14 protein-coding genes are annotated in these 17,562 nt (G+C 55.0%); 6 read left to right on the top strand and 8 right to left on the bottom strand.

The features are described from left to right. Positions 1 to 90 precede the first annotated feature (90 nt). The gene (locus RT120_RS16270) at positions 91 to 915 is read right to left on the bottom strand and encodes a protein bax (protein WP_312984211.1); all 825 of its coding nucleotides are present in this window, start codon (positions 913 to 915) and stop codon (positions 91 to 93) included. Between the two features lie 312 nt (positions 916 to 1,227). On the opposite strand from RT120_RS16270, the gene RT120_RS16265 reads away from it, so the two are divergent. Beyond that, positions 1,228 to 3,264: an alpha-amylase gene (locus tag RT120_RS16265; protein WP_312984208.1), complete on the top strand. Its 2,037-nt coding sequence runs from the start codon at positions 1,228 to 1,230 to the stop codon at positions 3,262 to 3,264. A gap of 134 nt (positions 3,265 to 3,398) precedes the next feature. Continuing rightward, complete coding sequence (gene avtA, locus RT120_RS16260) at positions 3,399 to 4,655, top strand: valine--pyruvate transaminase (RefSeq protein WP_312984206.1); 1,257 nt, start codon at positions 3,399 to 3,401, stop codon at positions 4,653 to 4,655. A gap of 4 nt (positions 4,656 to 4,659) precedes the next feature. Here the strand turns inward: avtA and RT120_RS16255 are convergent, their stop codons facing one another. Continuing rightward, positions 4,660 to 5,148 carry a 4Fe-4S dicluster domain-containing protein gene (locus RT120_RS16255; protein WP_312984204.1) on the bottom strand — a complete coding sequence of 163 codons (489 nt, stop codon included), beginning with the start codon at positions 5,146 to 5,148 and terminating at the stop codon, positions 4,660 to 4,662. A 227-nt stretch (positions 5,149 to 5,375) separates the two neighbouring features. Here RT120_RS16255 and RT120_RS16250 point away from each other — a divergent pair, with 227 nt between their 5' ends. Then, positions 5,376 to 6,260: an ROK family protein gene (locus RT120_RS16250; protein WP_312984202.1), complete on the top strand. Its 885-nt coding sequence runs from the start codon at positions 5,376 to 5,378 to the stop codon at positions 6,258 to 6,260. A 24-nt stretch (positions 6,261 to 6,284) separates the two neighbouring features. Here RT120_RS16250 and yiaY read toward each other — a convergent pair whose 3' ends face one another. The 6 genes from yiaY to RT120_RS16220 form a co-directional block, all read right to left on the bottom strand. Beyond that, positions 6,285 to 7,433, bottom strand: a complete 1,149-nt coding sequence (gene yiaY, locus RT120_RS16245) for an L-threonine dehydrogenase (protein ID WP_312984200.1) — start codon at positions 7,431 to 7,433, stop codon at positions 6,285 to 6,287. A 202-nt stretch (positions 7,434 to 7,635) separates the two neighbouring features. Then, the gene (gene selB / locus RT120_RS16240; RefSeq protein WP_312984198.1) at positions 7,636 to 9,480 is read right to left on the bottom strand and encodes a selenocysteine-specific translation elongation factor; all 1,845 of its coding nucleotides are present in this window, start codon (positions 9,478 to 9,480) and stop codon (positions 7,636 to 7,638) included. After that, positions 9,477 to 10,868 (bottom strand): L-seryl-tRNA(Sec) selenium transferase, encoded by a 1,392-nt coding sequence (selA, locus tag RT120_RS16235; protein ID WP_312984217.1) that lies wholly within the window; start codon positions 10,866 to 10,868, stop codon positions 9,477 to 9,479. Before selA ends, selB begins: the two co-directional genes overlap by 4 nt. A gap of 69 nt (positions 10,869 to 10,937) precedes the next feature. Further along, complete coding sequence (locus RT120_RS16230) at positions 10,938 to 11,546, bottom strand: glutathione S-transferase (RefSeq protein WP_312984196.1); 609 nt, start codon at positions 11,544 to 11,546, stop codon at positions 10,938 to 10,940. Positions 11,547 to 11,644: 98 nt separating this feature from the next. Further along, positions 11,645 to 12,781: an HlyD family secretion protein gene (locus RT120_RS16225; RefSeq protein ID WP_312984194.1), complete on the bottom strand. Its 1,137-nt coding sequence runs from the start codon at positions 12,779 to 12,781 to the stop codon at positions 11,645 to 11,647. 2 nt (positions 12,782 to 12,783) lie between these two features. Then, positions 12,784 to 13,119, bottom strand: coding sequence for a DUF3302 domain-containing protein (locus RT120_RS16220; RefSeq protein WP_312984192.1), 336 nt, complete (start codon positions 13,117 to 13,119; stop codon positions 12,784 to 12,786). A 651-nt stretch (positions 13,120 to 13,770) separates the two neighbouring features. Between RT120_RS16220 and RT120_RS16215 the strand changes: the two genes are divergently transcribed. The 3 genes from RT120_RS16215 to mtlR all read left to right on the top strand — a co-directional run bounded on the left by RT120_RS16215 (position 13,771) and on the right by mtlR (position 17,531). Next, on the top strand, positions 13,771 to 15,690 hold the full coding sequence (locus tag RT120_RS16215; RefSeq protein ID WP_312984190.1) for a PTS mannitol transporter subunit IICBA: 1,920 nt from the start codon (positions 13,771 to 13,773) through the stop codon (positions 15,688 to 15,690). 105 nt (positions 15,691 to 15,795) lie between these two features. Further along, positions 15,796 to 16,944, top strand: coding sequence for a mannitol-1-phosphate 5-dehydrogenase (gene mtlD, locus RT120_RS16210; RefSeq protein ID WP_312984188.1), 1,149 nt, complete (start codon positions 15,796 to 15,798; stop codon positions 16,942 to 16,944). Then, positions 16,941 to 17,531: a mannitol operon repressor MtlR gene (gene mtlR, locus RT120_RS16205; RefSeq protein WP_312984186.1), complete on the top strand. Its 591-nt coding sequence runs from the start codon at positions 16,941 to 16,943 to the stop codon at positions 17,529 to 17,531. The genes mtlD and mtlR overlap by 4 nt, the downstream gene beginning before the upstream one ends. Positions 17,532 to 17,562 lie beyond the last annotated feature (31 nt).

Genomic DNA, 17,562 nt, shown 5'->3' with positions numbered 1-17,562 from the left:
TTTTTGCACAACTGCCGGATCGGTCAACCGATCCTTAACTGATCGGCATTAGGCCTGATTAGCCGGGTTTTTCGGTTCATAGATTATCAATTACATGTTCGCCGCCAACAGCCGCTGGTTATCCTGATACATAGCAAACAGGTAATTGTTATAGCTCTGACCTTTGGTGGAGTAGCCTTTGAGCTTGTGGATCATATTGCTCGCCGTCAGCTCCTGGTCCGCTTTACGCAACTGGGCACGAGACTTACGGAACGATGAATACGCCGGATGGGTATTCAGGTTGTTCACGTACGCCGTCACGGACTCCTTCACGGATTCAAAGTGCGAGTAACCTTTCACTTTGCCGGTCCCGCTGTTGCAGTGCCTTTTCGAACACTTCATGCCAAAAAGGTTGTTATTGCTGCGGGCAAGTTTCGAGGTGCCCCAACCGCTTTCTGCGGCAGCCATCGTCGCAACCATACTGGTTGGAATGATGTCTACGCGCTCAAGCAACGTGTTCCACGGAATACGTTTAGTATTGCCGCTCCATTTCACGTCGTAGTTTTGGGCAATTTTCTTCAGACGCGCGCGTTCACTCGGCGACCAGCGCCCGTCGTACTGTTTAGAGATAAGCCAGTTACGTTCCGCAGTAATCACCGCGTTTTGGCTGGTAATGTAAGGCATGACTGTCCGGAGAAACGCTTTTTTTCTTGGGGTCCCGGAAGGGTATTTTCGCAAATCAGGAAGTGAACCGCTTATTTCACTATTGCGAGAATACTCTTTCTTACTGCTTGCCTGGTGCTTACCGCTGGTTTTCTTAATCTGAGCTGTGTGACTCGTCGTCGTGTGCTGTTTTGCCAGCACTTCACCTGAAACTGCATAGGTGAAAAAGATGAGTATCGCCGCCCCGATTCGTCGTAATCGAGTCGATATCATTAGGTCTCCTGGTCGGATAAATGCATTCCAACACCTTATTCATGAGAAAAATTTGTGAACCGAATCTCAAATCTTACCAAAAATAACCTTCAAGAGCAGTAAAAGAAATAATACAAATCCGAAACCTTGTCACGTTCGACCTTCTTATCGTAGTTAAAAATAATGAATTATCTGAAGCTTATCGCAGAAAAAAGCAAAAATGAGAGATGGCTCACTCATCCTGTGGATTCAGCCTCGCAAGGCTGAAACAAGGATGAGACCGGCTGGCGAAAATTTTGCCAAAATAGCAAAAACCCTAATGGAAGCCGCCTGATGAAGAAAAGCCTTCTTGCCCTGCTACTGTTACCCGGCGCTGCGATTGCGCAGTGGAGCCTGCCCGATCTCCCTGCATTTGAAGAACAAAGCCCCGGCGTGTTTGTCGCCCAGGGCGCACTGGAAAAAGGCAACCGCCCGCTGCGTATAACCCAGAGCGAACAATGCTGGCAGCCGAGCGGGGCAATCAAATTAAACCAGATGCTGTCACTGGCACCCTGCGCGGGTGATGCGCCTGAATGGCGGTTGTTCCGCAGCGGCAATTATCAGGTGCAGGTCGATACCCGCTCAGGTACGCCCACGTTGATGCTGAGTGTGAAACAGGATGAACCGCAAACCGCAGCGGCGGCGGTTCGCCAGTGCCCGAAATGGGACGGCAGCCCGGTCACCGTCTCGGTTAACGATCGCTTTGAAGAAGGCTCGCGGGTACGGGATTTCTACAGCGGCAACAGCGCGACCGTGACCGATGGCAAAATTACCCTGATGCCCGCCGCGACCAGCAATGGGCTATTACTGCTGGAAGCAGAAGAGACTAACGATAAAGCGCCCTTTAGCTGGCATAACGCCACCGTTTACTTTGTGCTCACCGATCGCTTCGAAAACGGCAACCCTGACAATGACAATAGCTACGGGCGTCATAAAGACGGCATGGAGGAGATCGGCACCTTCCACGGTGGCGATTTACAGGGCCTGACGCAAAAGCTGGATTACTTGCAGGAGCTCGGCGTTAACGCGTTATGGATAAGCGCGCCCTTTGAACAAATCCACGGCTGGGTCGGCGGCGGGACCAAAGGCGATTTCCCGCATTACGCCTATCACGGCTACTACACGCAGGACTGGACCACGCTTGACGCCAATATGGGCACCCGCGACGACCTTCAGAAGCTGATTGACGGCGCTCACCAGCGCGGTATCCGCGTCCTGTTCGATATCGTGATGAACCACGCCGGTTACGCCACCCTGGCGGATATGCAGCAATACCAGTTTGGCGCGCTGTATCTGAAAGGTGATGAGATCACCAACACTCTTGGCGAGCGCTGGACCGACTGGAAACCCGGCCCAGGCCAAAGCTGGCACAGCTTTAATGATTACATCAACTTCAGCGATAAAGCCGCCTGGGAAAAATGGTGGGGTAAAAACTGGATCCGCACCGATATTGGTGACTATGACAGCCCCGGTTTTGACGATCTCACCCTGTCGCTGGCGTTTCTGCCGGACCTGAAAACGGAGTCCATCACGCCCACCGGACTCCCCAATTTCTATAGTCAAAAACCCGACACCCGGGCGAAAGAGCGGCCTAACTACACGCCGCGCGACTATCTGACCCAGTGGCTCAGCCAGTGGGTACGGGACTTCGGCGTCGACGGTTTCCGGGTCGATACCGCAAAACATGTCGAGATGGGTGCCTGGCAGCAGCTTAAAAATCAGGCCAATGATGCGCTGGTGGAATGGAAAACCGCTAATCCCGATAAAAAGTTGGACGACGCACCTTTCTGGATGACGGGCGAGGCCTGGGGGCACGGCGTGATGCAGAGCGATTACTACCGTAACGGCTTTGATGCGATGATCAATTTTGATTATCAGGAGCAGGCGGCGGGTGCAGTAGATTGCCTGGCAAACATTGACTCCATCTGGCAGCAGATGGCGGACAAGCTCCAGCAGTTTAACGTATTAAGTTACCTCTCCTCGCACGATACCCGGCTGTTCCGTGAAGGCGGCACCCGCGCGGCGGAACTGTTGCTGTTAGCGCCGGGCGCGGTGCAGATTTTCTACGGCGACGAGACGGCCCGCCCCTTCGGCCCAACCGGCTCCGATCCGTTGCAGGGCACTCGCTCGTCGATGAACTGGCAGGATATCAAGGGCACGCAGGCCGAATCGCTGGCGCACTGGCAGAAAATTGCGCAGTTCCGCGCCCGCCATCCGGCCATTGGCGAAGGGAAGCACATTCCGCTGAGCGACGACAAAATCTATGGTTTTAGCCGCGTCCAGGGCGATGACACGGTGATGGTGGTTTGGGCAGGCGAACCGCAAAAATAACCCAGACGATTATGCCAGCAGAATCTACGTACCTGGCATAATCGCTAACCTTCGTCTGGACAGGCCTGTTTGCGCCGTTGAACAGGTAGCGTTATCGTGAGCCTCTTTTATAAGTATTCGATATCAAGACGGCTATGACTTTTTCTCTGTTCGGCGACAAATTCACCCGCCATGCAGGCATTACGCGCCTGATGGAAGACCTTAACGACGGGTTGCGCACGCCCGGCGCAATCATGCTGGGCGGTGGGAACCCGGCGCAAATCCCGGAGATGAACGACTATTTCCAGACGCTACTGGGTGAGATGCTGGAAACCGGCAAAGTCACTGAAGCGCTTTGCAATTATGATGGCCCGCAGGGAAAAAGCGAGCTGCTGGACGCGCTCGCCGCTATGCTGCGTGAAGAATTTGGTTGGGATATCGAACCACAGAATATTGCGCTAACAAATGGCAGCCAGAGCGCGTTTTTCTACTTGTTTAACCTGTTCGCGGGTCGCCAGGCGGACGGCTCCACTAAAAAGGCGCTTTTCCCGCTAGCCCCGGAATACATTGGCTATGCAGATTCCGGTCTGGAAGAGGAGTTGTTCGTTTCGGCACGCCCGAATATTGAACTGCTACCGGAAGGCCAGTTTAAATATCACGTGGATTTCGAGCATCTGCATATCGGCGAAGAGACTGCGATGATCTGCGTCTCGCGCCCCACCAACCCGACCGGCAACGTTATCACTGACGATGAGCTAATGAAGTTGGACGCGCTTGCCAACCAGCACGGCATCCCGCTGGTCATAGATAACGCTTATGGCGTCCCGTTCCCCGGCATTATCTTTTCTGAAGCGCGCCCGCTGTGGAACCCGAATATCGTTCTGTGCATGAGCCTGTCGAAACTGGGCCTGCCGGGCAGCCGCTGCGGCATTATTATCGCTAATGAAAAGATTATCTCCGCCGTCAGCAATATGAACGGCATTATCAGCCTGGCGCCCGGCGGCATTGGCCCGGCCATCGCCTGTGAAATGATTAAGCGCAAAGATCTATTGCGCCTTTCTGAAACGGTGATTAAGCCGTTTTATCAGCAGCGCGTGCAGGAAACGATTGCCGTTATTCGGCGCTATTTACCGGAAGAGCGGTGCCTGATCCACAAGCCGGAAGGGGCGATTTTCCTGTGGCTATGGTTTAAAGATTTGCCGATCACCACCGAACTGCTGTATCAGCGTCTGAAAAAACGCGGTGTGTTGATGGTGCCTGGGGATTACTTTTTCCCTGGGCTGGATAAGCCGTGGCCTCACACCCACCAGTGTATGCGCATGAACTATGTGCCGGAGCTGGAAAAAATTGAAGCAGGGGTGAAAATCCTGGCGGAAGAGATTGCGCTCGCCTGGCAAGAGGCCAGCGCATAACGGCTTACCACGCCGCCGCCCGGCGGCGTTTTTCCGCGCTAATTTGCTCAAGCTGTTTGGGGTCCATACAGCGTAACGCCGACGTCGGGCACGCCTCGACACACGCAGGGCCGGCTTCCCGGTGCCAGCATAAATCGCACTTCAATGCCTGCACCTGATGCGCGTTAATGGTGACGACTTCCATCGCGCCGTAAGGGCATGCCACCATGCAGGTTTTGCAGCCGATGCAGCGTGCCTGATCCACATAGACAAAATCGCCCCGGCGGGAAATCGCCTGGGTGGGGCAAACCGCGCCACACGGCGCGTCTTCGCACTGGCGGCACACCGCCGCAGTGGACAGCATGCCAGTTTTAACCACCCGGATACGCGGCTGGAAGGCTTCCGGGCTTACTGCTGAGCAATCTTGTGATGCCTGATGTGAGACGACGCAAGCCACTTCACAGGTACGGCAACCGATGCATTTATTCGATTCGGCAACAATAAAGCGGTTCATTTCCCACTCCATCAGACCCTAAAAGAGCCAGATTGCCAGAAAACGCCCGTCATTCTCTTTGATCCTGGCGGGTAAAGAGGCCAGTTTTCGATCTCTAAGGGTTGTGGCGTCAGCTGTTGCCAATAAATTCCAGCTAGCTGCCTGTTTTTAAACCATTACCTTTATTTACATTCCACTGGCGGGCCTCAGCCATAATTAGTTGTATGCCTCCCTGAAAGGAAAAATCTATGCAGCATTTCATTGGCTTCGATGTAGGTGGAACGCACATCAAACATGGCGTGATTGATGAAGAAGGTAATGAGTTGGTTTCCGATGAATACGACACACCGGAAGATGAGCAAACGTTCCGCAAAAAATGGCAGGAAGTGGTTGAGGCATATCAGAAAGAACATGAGATTGTCGGCATTGGCGTGAGTTTTCCGGGGCACATTAATGCCCATACCGGTGTAGCGGCAAAAGCAGGCGCGCTGGAGTATATGGATGGCGTTAATCTGCTGGAATTGTTCGCCGAACTCACCGATTTACCCGCCATCGTCGAGAATGACGCCAACTGCGCGGCGCTGGGCGAACTGTGGCGCGGCGCGGGGAAAGAATATAAAAACTTTGTGTGTATTACCGTCGGGACCGGTATCGGCGGGGGGATTATTCTTGATGGCGAGCTTTACCGGGGCTCACATTACCGTGCCGGAGAGTTTGGCGTGATCCCGGTGGGCAATAACGGCGAGTGTATGCATGAGGTTGCCTCCGCCAGCGGGCTGATGGAAGCCTGTCGCCAGGCGCTGGCGCTGTCTGTGGATGAAATGCCGCACGGTAAGGAGCTGTTTGAACGCATGAACAGCGATGTTCATTTACGCGAAGCGATCGATGAATGGGCGCGTAACCTGGCGCGCGGCGTCTACAGCGTTATTTCGATGTTTGATCCGCAAGGGGTGCTCATCGGCGGCGGAATTAGCGAAGAGGAAAAAGTGTTCCAGCTGTTAGGACGCCATCTGGAAACCTTTGAGCTATGGGATGATTTACAGGTGCCGATCCAGCCCTGCGAGTTGGGTAATCAGGCCGGGCGATTAGGTGCGGTATGGCTGGCAAAGAAAAAAATCGCGCCCCGGAAATAAGGGCGCGTGCGTCACGGCAGAAACTTAAAATGCCGCCTGATAGATAGCCACGATCTCTTCATGGGACGCCTGAGTCGGGTTGGTCAACCCGCAGGCGTCTTTCAGCGCATTCGTGGCGAGCGTCCCGAAGTCCTGCTCTTTGACATGCAGGTCACGCAGGCCGGCCGGTATATTGACTCGTTTCGCGAGCTGGCGGATGGCCGCCACGCACGCTTTTGCACCTTCCTGGGCGTTCATGCCGCTGACATCTACGCCCATTGCCTCGGCGCAATCACGCAAACGCGCGGCGGCTACGCGGCTATTGAACTGCTCAACGTGCGGCAGCAGGATGGCGTTACACACGCCATGCGGCAGGTCGTAGAAACCGCCCAACTGGTGCGCCATAGCGTGAACGTAGCCGAGCGAGGCGTTATTAAAGGCCATACCCGCCATAAATTGCGCATACGCCATGGCTTCACGCGCTACCAGATTATCGCCTTCCTCTACCGCGACCGGCAGGTGTTTGGTGATCATGGTAATGGCTTTCATCGCACAGGCATCGGTAATCGGCGTGGCGGCAATAGACACATAGGCTTCAATAGCATGGGTCAGTGCATCCATCCCGGTAGCGGCGGTCAGAGATTTCGGCATTCCCATCATTAATGCCGGATCGTTAACCGACATCACCGGCGTAACGTGTTTATCAACAATCGCCATTTTTATATGGCGTTGCTCGTCGGTGATAATACAGAAGCGGGTCATTTCTGACGCCGTGCCTGCGGTGGTGTTAATTGCGATCATCGGCAACTGCGGTTTTGGCGAGCGATCGACGCCTTCGTAATCCCGGATGTCACCACCGTTAGCTGCGACCAGAGCAATGCCTTTCGCACAATCATGCGGAGAGCCGCCGCCCAGTGAAATAACACAATCACAGTGGCTGGCGCGCAACATCGCCACACCGGCTTCGACATTAGCCGTCGTTGGGTTGGGATGGGTGCCATCAAACACAACGCTTTTGATATTGCGTTCCGCCAGCGCCTGTTGGAGCAACTCCGCCATCCCGAGTTTCGCCAGCATGATGTCAGTCACGATCAGCGCGCATTTGTAACCATAATCACGGACAGTATTTAGCGCATCATTTAATGAATTCGTGCCAATAATATTTACGGCAGGAATATAAAATACGGAAGTCATACATTTTTTCCTTAATAGATTTAAAAAACTTTTCCGTAATATACCTGCGCAATTCAAAAAGGAAGCCGCGAGAAATAAAAACAAATAATAAAAGCTGCTCTGAATAGCAACAAAGCAAAATTAAGAACTTACTTATTATTAATTAAAATAAATCGAAGCAACGTATTTATAAAAATATATACGTTGCTTCGCCGGTACGTTTTTACTGATGGCCAAACAGTGCCGCATCCCGTAATAAATGTTCGTTGCCGCGACGGCGAGTAAAACCGATGCGATCGAAGTACTCCAGGATTTGTATCGCCAGCTTCCTGCCCACATTCAGGCTGTCGCGGAAATCCGCCGCCTGGGTGGATCCTTTTTCGCTGTCCAGTCTGCGGATCAGGTCAGCGAACATCACAATCCGATCGTTACGGTAGTAGCGATCTTTCACGATCGCGGTAATCAGTCCCTGTAATGCAGCCTGTCGCAGGAATTTACGCATTTCCTGTTCATCGGTGCCGGTTTCACGGGCGAGATCGCGTACCCACCACGGGTCATCGCCAAATAACCCGGCGATGCGATCCCAGCGCTGCTGCTGCTCAGGCGTAAAGCCTGCCTGATGCCCCGGTAAATGCAGCCAGCCCTGGTAGCTCACGATCAGCCCTGCCTCGCGCATTCTCTCGATCAGCGCCAGCACCAGCGGCTCAGCCTGCGAAGGCAGCGCCATACGCCGCAGGCGTTCGCGCCCCGGCCCTGGTTCATCGCTATGCTGATCGTGATAGTAGCTGAGGGTATCCAGCAGTTTGCGCTGCCAGCGCGCCGCCACTTCGGCGCTAAGTAAATGTTCGCCCGCCTGGAGCCGCTCAGGCCGGTTTAATAACGCAGCCAGACCTTGCGGCGTCAGTTGGCGATGCCAGGCGAAATCCGGCAGCGACACCGCGCCACGCTCAAGATGCAGCGTCAGCGCTCCGGCGTCGTCCTGCGCATCGGCAAGACGCGCCAGCCAGTCGAGAAACTCGCTCTGTCGTTTGCCACGACGCGGCGGATCGGTCAACAGCACTCTCCCGCCACCCAGCGTATGCCTGGCACTGATATCGCGCAAAATTACCCGATCGTTGTCGCACAGCCATAGCGGAGTATCCAGCACCAGTTCGGCGAAGCGCTCGTCAAGCAGCGAAATGCGCCCGGTGATATGGCTGGCGGCGTGATGGATGTGCAGCGGTTGCCACTGCTGGAACGGCACCAGGGCATGCGCCTCAACGATTACCCGATCGCAAAGCTGGCGCGGCGCGGTGGATAGCAACCAGTCGCCCCGACTAATCTGTTCTTTTTGGGCATCGCCGCTGATATTTAGCGCAATGCGCTGCCCGGCGCGCGCCTGTTGGGTATCCGTATTTTGCGCATGCAAGCCACGCACCCGCATCGGCTTATCAACGCCCGTCAGCCACAGCGTATCGCCCACGTTGACTTCGCCGCTCAGCGCCGTGCCGGTCACGACCAGGCCCGCACCCTTAACGGTAAACGCGCGATCAATCGCCAGGCGAAAACGGTGCTCAACGGGGTGCGTTTGCGGTTGCAGTTCACGGATGTGCTGACGCAGGACGTCAATGCCCTCAGCTTGCGTGGCGGCGGTGACAAACAGCGCCGCCGCAGGCCACGCCATGCGCGCCAACAGGTTCGCCACCTCGGCTTTCACTTCATTAATCCGCGCCTCGTCGACCCGATCCGCTTTGGTCAACGCCACGGTGAGCGTTGGGCGTCCAGCCAGTTGCAGCAGGGTTAAATGCTCCTCGGTTTGTGCCATTACGCCGTCGTCGCAGGCGACGACCAGCAGCGCATGATCGATACCGCCCACGCCCGCCAGCATATTGGCGAGGAATTTTTCATGGCCCGGCACATCGATAAAGCCAATAACCCGGCCATCTTCCTGCGGCCAGTAGGCGTAGCCCAAATCAATGGTCATACCGCGCTGCTTCTCTTCCGGCAGACGATCGGCGTTCACGCCGGTCAATGCCTGCAATAGCGTGGTTTTGCCGTGGTCAACGTGTCCTGCGGTGGCAATAATCATTTCGTCAACATCTCCATAAAGCGGGCTTCCTCTTCAAGGCAACGTAAATCCAGCCATACCCGGCCATCATAGATACGGCCAATCACCGGCGTGCTTAAACCACGTAGATCGCAAGCCAGTTTTTCCGCCGTGCCGCCACGCCCGTCGCGGGGTGTGAAGGTGATCGCCGCACTGGGTAGCCGATCGACCGGCAACGATCCACTGCCAATCTGCGACTGGCACGGCATAACGGCGACGTCGAATTGATCGCCAAACCGCTGCTGCAAACCGGGCAACAGGCGTTGGGCTTGTTGATGAATCGACGCGGCATCGCGGGTTAACAGCCGTAGCGTGGGAAGCTGTTGCTCCAGCGTTTCCGGGTGTTGATACAGGCGTAAGGTGGCTTCCAGCGCCGCGAGGGTCATTTTATCCGCCCTCAGCGCGCGTTTTAACGGGTGGCGCTGCACGCGTTCAATCAGCGCTTTTTTGCCGACAATAATGCCCGTCTGCGGCCCGCCCAGCAGTTTATCCCCGGAGAAACTCACCAGGCTGACGCCTGCGGCAATCAGCTCCTGCACCATCGGCTCTTTAGGTAATCCGTAACGGTTCAGGTCCACCAGCGAACCGCTGCCTAAATCTGATACTACCGGCACGCCGAACGGGTCAGCTAACTGCACCAGTTCCGCTTCGCTGATTGCCCGGGTGAAGCCTTCAATATGGTAATTACTGGTGTGAACTTTCATCAACAACGCGGTGTTTTCACCGATCGCCTGCTGATAATCCGCCGGATGGGTACGGTTGGTGGTGCCGACCTCCACCAGTTGGCAACCCGCCTGGCGCATCACATCGGGAATACGGAATGAGCCGCCGATTTCCACCAGTTCGCCACGCGATACCACCACCTCTTTGCCATCGGAACAGGCCGCCAACATCAGCAACACGGCGGCGGCGTTGTTATTGACGATACAGGCATCTTCCGCGCCGGTAATGTCGCACAGCAGCTGCGCCAGCGCCCGGTCGCGGTGGCCGCGTCCGGCATCGTCCAGATCGTATTCCAGCGTGATCGCAGAACGCATCACCTTTGCCACGGCCTCGACGGCGCTTTCCGGCTGCAAGGCGCGCCCCAGGTTGGTATGCAGCACCGTGCCGGTCAGATTGAACACCGCCCGGTACGCGCTCTGCGTGGCGGCGCTTAACCGGCTTTCACAGGCGGCGGCCCAGTGCTGGCTCCAGCCCGGCAGCAGGTGGGTTTCACGTACACACTGACGCGCCTCGTCCTGAAGCTGGCGCAGCATATCGGCGACATGGGTATGGCCCCAATTTTCCAGTAAGGGTTGAAAGGCCGCATCCCGCAGCAGGCTGTCCGTTGAGGGGATCTGGCTATAGAGCGAACGGTTTTCTGTGGTCATGGCGCTGAATGGGTTATGGAAAATACCCATCAGTGTACAGGGGGCGATACCCCCTGTCATAGCAGGAGATCATGCCGTTGGCGGTTCAGTGCGGGCAAAGCTCTCACGCTGGAACAAGGTTTCCACCAGTTTCACCAGCTTTGGGCGATCCACGCACCAGCCCGGCGACACGCGGCGGAAATTAAGATAACCAATGGCACAGGCCACGGCGATAGTGGCGACGTTGAGTTCATCCGCGTTAAGCGTGCCGTCCGCCACGTATTTTTCCAGCATATCCAGGCTACGGCTGATTTTTTCGCGCTGGCGCAGCAGCTCGGTCTCGGACTGTTGCGCGGCCGGGCGCGCCTGTTCACGCACTGATACCAGCCCCGCATCCATAATGCCGTCGGCCAGGGCTTCAATCTGGCGTACTTTCAGCGAGGCCATGGGATCACGCGGCAGCAGCGCCGGGGCGATCCCCAACAGCTCCAGATATTCCACAATAATGGGGGAGTTAAACCACACCTCGCCGTCGTCAGTCACCAGCGCCGGGACTTTGCCCAGCGGGTTGTACTGGGCGATTTTATTCTGCGCTTCATAAGGAGTGTCGTTGACGAATTCAAACGTAATCCCTTTCTCAAGCATGATAATTGAAATTTTGCGTACAAACGGGCTGGTATAGCTACCGACAAGCTTCATGACTGACTCCCTGGATAAACGCCAATAAAGCGCTAAGTATGGCGCAGTTCAGGCGAAATGGCAGGACGGCAATGCAACTTGCCGTCCCGTTTCTCTGATTAGTGATCGAGATAGAGATAGTGCATCCAGCTGGTCATGCGCAGCAGCACTTTACGCATCACGGAGACGTGGGTGAAATGCTGCGAATAGACGGCAACCTGGGCGTAAATACCGTCCGGTAGCGCATCTATATCTTCACTGGGATCGAGAATAATCGTTGCAATCACCCCGTCGCCGCCGGGGGTAATATTGAGCGTTTGCAGCGTGCCCTGCGACTGATACGCGCCGGTAGGCACAATCGGGCTGATGCCCGCCAGTTTGCCGTGGAATACCTGGCCTGGCAGCGCGTTAAATACCACCTCCGCGTCATCGCCGGGTTGCAAACGCAGCAGCGAGTTCTGGCGGAACGCGGCGATCACCTGGCGTTTTTGCTCGGGAATAAACACCATCACCGGGCGCAGCGGCAGGGCCGCCGCATAGGTGCCCGGGCGCACCAGCACCTGGGTGACGTAGCCATTTTCCGGGGCGCGCACCACGGTTTGCGACAGGTTGTAAGTCGCCTCCGCCACCTGGGCGCGCAGACTGGCTACCTCTGACTGATCGCCAAACAGCCGGCTGTTGATTTGGCTTTTGATCTGCTGCTGATCGGCCAGCGATGCTTTCAACACCGCTTCCTGAGCCAGATATTGCTGGCGGGCAGTATCAATATCCCGCTCGGAAAACGGGTTGACCTTCGCCTGGCTGCCCCTCAAATAGCGTTGATAATCTTTGAAAAACCTATCGCGTTCGGCAGTGGCTTGCTCGGTAATCGCCATGGCTTCCTGCAATTGCGATTCCAGTACTTTGGTGGCGTTTTCCGCCGTGACTAAATCGGCCTGCAATTTTTTCAGCCGCGCGGCATAGCGCGTCGGGTCAAGCTTAAACAGCATCTCGCCCTTATTAATCAGTTGGTTTTGTTTTTGCGTCACTTCGATCACCACGCCTGTAACCTGCGGAACAACCGGTATAGAGATCACCGCCTTTTGCGCAGTAAAGGTATAAGGGTGGTTGTAATTCATTAATAAAATTAACGCGCCGACCAGAAATACGCCGCCCAACGCCGCCGTGGGAATGGTCCATTTATTTACCGGTATTTTGAAAATTTTAAATATCAGCCACGCCAGCGCCACATAGGTGAGAATAATTAGCAGGTCCATGATTATTCACCTGTTTCATCGATTTTTTGAGGGTTCTTCTGACGCGCCAGTTCATTTTCCAGCGCGATAATCCGCTGATTTAGCGCATCAATTCGTTGGGAATCCTGCATACCCCAGCCACGTTCAGGGCGGTATAGCGTGGCCCAAATCCATAAGAACGGCCAAATAACATGAAGCGTAAACAGACTGACCCAGCCTGCCACATGAATAGCATCTGCATGAGGATGATTACGCTTTTTGGCTATTTCATAGGGAATATCATGAATAATGATCACCCCATAAAAGATCACCAGAAAGACCACGATTAACACACCGAGAGCGAAATAATTAAGAAACATGCCGGCCTCCCACGAGAAACCCACCTGATACCGGCAACGCAGCATCAGGGGCAAAGCGTCTGCTGTCCGTGATTTCGAATGCGCCAACCAGCGTTTGGTGAGGAGTGAGGCGCTAACGCTGTTATGTGGCTGTCATGGTTTACTGTTATTAAGTGACCCATTGCAGGCCCGTATCGCTTGATAATTCAATAATAGAATAATTTAGCCATGGTTGCTTTGCATCGTACTGAAGGAGGATGCCCCGTGTCGGATGTCGCAAAGTTACAGCCTGGCACCACGTCATAGTCAGGTTTGCTGTTGATCACATTCGGTTAAATCTGAGTCAAAATTTATTGTGATCGCCATCACAAACGAATAACAAACCAACCGCGAACAAATGTGATTTTTGTCACATTTGACTCCGTAAAACCGCGCTTTCTTTACCTTTGTTCTTTTTTTACACATGGTATTTGTGATCTTGATCACCTCATATACCTGGCCTACCCCCATGAAAAGGAGATATAAATCACATTATTTCCCGTCGACTGGACAGTTGAACGATTCAGTGCCAGATTTCGCATCACCAGGACATTGAGCCGGCTACCTCTGCCGCCACGTTCACAATAAACCTCGGGCCGCAAGCCTGCGCGTAAACATAAGAAGGGGTGTTTTATGTCATCCGATATCAAGATCAGAGTGCAAAGCTTTGGTCGTTTTCTAAGTAACATGGTAATGCCAAACATCGGCGCATTTATCGCCTGGGGTATTATCACGGCGCTGTTTATTCCCACCGGATGGTTGCCGAACGAAACGTTGGCGAAACTGGTAGGTCCGATGATCACCTACCTGCTGCCGCTGTTGATTGGTTATACCGGTGGCCGTTTGATCGGCGGTGACCGTGGCGGCGTGGTTGGTGCCATCACCACCATGGGCGTGATCGTGGGCGCGGATATGCCGATGTTCCTCGGCGCAATGATTGCTGGCCCTCTGGGCGGCTGGGCGATTAAACATTTCGATAACTGGGTAGACGGTAAGATCAAATCCGGTTTTGAAATGCTGGTAAACAACTTCTCCGCTGGCATCATCGGTATGATCCTGGCGATTCTGGCATTCCTCGGCATTGGCCCGCTGGTTGAAGCGCTGTCTAAAGTACTGGCAGCAGGCGTTAACTTCATGGTTGTCCATGATATGTTGCCGCTGGCGTCCATCTTCGTTGAACCGGCCAAAATTCTGTTTCTGAACAACGCGATTAACCACGGTATCTTCTCGCCGCTGGGTATTCAGCAGTCTCATGAACTCGGCAAGTCTATTTTCTTCCTGATTGAAGCTAACCCAGGCCCGGGTATGGGTATCCTGCTGGCGTACATGTTCTTTGGTCGTGGCAGCGCCAAGCAGTCTGCGGGCGGTGCGGCAATCATCCACTTCCTGGGGGGTATCCACGAAATTTACTTCCCGTATGTGCTGATGAACCCGCGTCTGCTGATCGCCGTTATCCTCGGCGGTATGACTGGCGTGTTCTGCCTGAGCGTTCTGGGTGGTGGTCTGGTTTCTCCGGCTTCTCCGGGTTCTATCCTGGCGGTGCTGGCCATGACGCCGAAAGGTGCCTATTTCGCTAACCTGGTGTCTATCTTCGCTGCGATGGGTGTCTCCTTCGTCATTGCCGCTATCCTGCTGAAAACCAGCAAAGTGAAAGAAGAAGACGATATCGAAGCCGCAACCCGCCGCATGCAGGATATGAAAGCGCAGTCCAAAGGCGCAGCGACTCCGCTGTCTGCGGGCGAAGTGACCAATGACCTGAGTCACGTGCGTAAAATTATCGTGGCCTGTGATGCCGGTATGGGCTCCAGCGCTATGGGTGCAGGCGTACTGCGTAAGAAAGTCCAGGACGCGGGTTTGACCAACATCTCCGTGACCAACAGCGCGATCAACAGCCTGCCGTCTGATGTGGATGTGGTCATTACCCACCGCGATCTGACCGAGCGTGCTATGCGCCAGGCGCCGCAGGCCCAGCACATTTCGCTGACCAACTTCCTGGACAGCGGCCTGTACACCAGCCTGACCGAACGTCTGATTGCCGCGCAGCGTCACACTGACAACGAAACCAAAGTCCGCACCAGTCTGCAGGACAGCTTCGATGCCAACGACACCCACCTGTTTAAGCTGGGCGCGGAAAACATCTTCCTGGGCCGCACCGCGAGCAGCAAAGAAGAAGCCATTATTTTTGCTGGCGAGCAACTGGTAAAAGGCGGCTACGTGCAGCCGGAATACGTGGATGCGATGCTGGAGCGTGAAAAACTGACCCCGACCTATCTGGGTGAGTCCATCGCGGTTCCGCACGGCACTGTAGAAGCGAAAGACCGCGTACTGAAAACCGGGGTTGTCTTCTGCCAGTACCCGCAAGGCGTGCGTTTCGGCGAAGAAGCGGACGATATTGCCCGTCTGGTTATCGGTATTGCGGCCCGCAACAACGAGCACATCCAGGTCATCACCAGCCTGACTAACGCGCTGGATGATGAAACCGTGATTGAGCGTCTGGCGAATACCACCAGCGTTCAGGAAGTTCTTGACCTGTTAAGCGGCAAGAAAGCGTAATTCCTTTCCCTCTCCCTTCACGGGAGAGGGTTTGGGTGAGGGGCACGACGTTCGGCTCCTCACCCCAACCCTCTCGGGTGATTCATATTTAGGAAGGTTCAGACAATGAAAGCATTACATTTTGGCGCAGGTAATATTGGACGTGGCTTCATCGGCAAACTGCTCGCGGACGCGGGTATCAGCCTCACTTTCGCCGATGTAAACCAGACCGTGCTGGATGCGTTGAACGCGCGTCACAGCTACCAGGTACACGTGGTCGGCGAAAATGAGCAAGTCGATACAGTATCCGGCGTGAACGCGGTCAGCAGCATTGGCGACGACGTGGTCACCTTGATTTCTGAAGTCGATTTAGTCACCACGGCGGTCGGCCCGATAGTGTTAGAGCGTATCGCGCCTGCCATCGCGAAAGGCCTGATTATGCGCAGAGCCAACGGCAACACCGCTCCGCTGAACATCATCGCCTGTGAAAACATGGTGCGCGGCACCAGCCAGCTGAAGGGCCACGTGATGGCGGCGCTGGCGGCTGACGATCAGGAATGGGTGGATGAGCATGTCGGCTTTGTGGATTCCGCCGTGGACCGCATCGTTCCGCCGTCCGAATCCGCCACTCACGATCCGCTGGAAGTAACGGTTGAAACCTTCAGCGAGTGGATTGTTGATAAAACCCAGTTTAAAGGCGATCTGCCGACCGTTCCGGGCATGGAACTGACCGACAATTTAATGGCGTTTGTCGAGCGCAAACTCTTCACCCTTAACACCGGGCATGCTATAACCGCGTACCTCGGAAAACTGGCAGGTCATCAGACCATTCGCGACGCCATTCTGGATGAGAAAATCCGCGCCGTGGTGAAAGGCGCGATGGAAGAGAGCGGCGCGGTGCTGATTAAGCGCTACGGTTTTGATGCCGATAAACACGCGGCGTACATCCAGAAAATCCTGGGTCGTTTTGAAAACCCGTATTTGAAAGATGACGTTGAGCGCGTGGGCCGCCAGCCGCTGCGTAAACTGAGCGCGGGTGACCGTTTGATCAAGCCATTACTGGGTACGCTGGAATACGGTTTACCGCACGACAACCTGGTGCTGGGGATTGCCGCCGCGATGCACTATCGCAGCGAACAGGACCCACAGGCTCAGGAACTGGCGCAACTGCTGGCAGACAAAGGCCCGCAGGCGACGCTTGCCGAAATCTCTGGTCTGGATGCCAACAGCGAGGTTGTGGCAGCGGCAGTTAACGCGTACAACGCGCAGCCATGATGTGTCCGGGTGCGGTGCAGCCCGCACCCGTTTTTAGATTGTCAGATATGCAGGCAAAAATGGAAGAAACACAGGCCTTTGAAAACCGAGTGCTTGAGCGTCTGAATGCTGGCAAAACCGTCCGAAGCCTGTTAATCGCCGCTGTAGAATTGCTTACCGAGGCGGTCAATATTCTGGTGCTTCAGGTATTCCGCAAAGATGACTACGCGGTGAAATATGCCGTTGAGCCATTGCTGGACGGCGACGGCCCGTTGGGCGATCTTTCGGTGCGATTAAAACTCATCTACGGCCTTGGCGTGATCAGCCGAGCCGAATACGAAGACTGTGAGTTATTAATGGCGCTGCGCGAAGAGCTGAATCACGACGGCAACGAATACGTCTTCACCGACGATGAAATCCTTGGCCCCTTCGGTGAGCTGCACTGCGTCAGCGCCCTGCCGACCGCGCCGGTTTTCGACGTCGACGGCGATCCGGAACTCAATGCCATGCAGAAACAGCGCTACCAGCAAATTGTCCGCTCCACGATGGTCCTCTCCCTGACTGAGCTTATCTCCCGGGTAAGCTTAAAAAAAGCCTTCCAGAAGTAAGCCCGCGCGCAATAGTGTATCCTTGCAATAA

It is taken from the genome of Atlantibacter sp. (assembly GCF_032062175.1).
Classification (GTDB): Bacteria; Pseudomonadota; Gammaproteobacteria; order Enterobacterales; family Enterobacteriaceae; genus Atlantibacter.
Note: the sequence above shows the minus strand (reverse complement) of the source record. Positions and strands in the feature narration are given on the sequence as shown.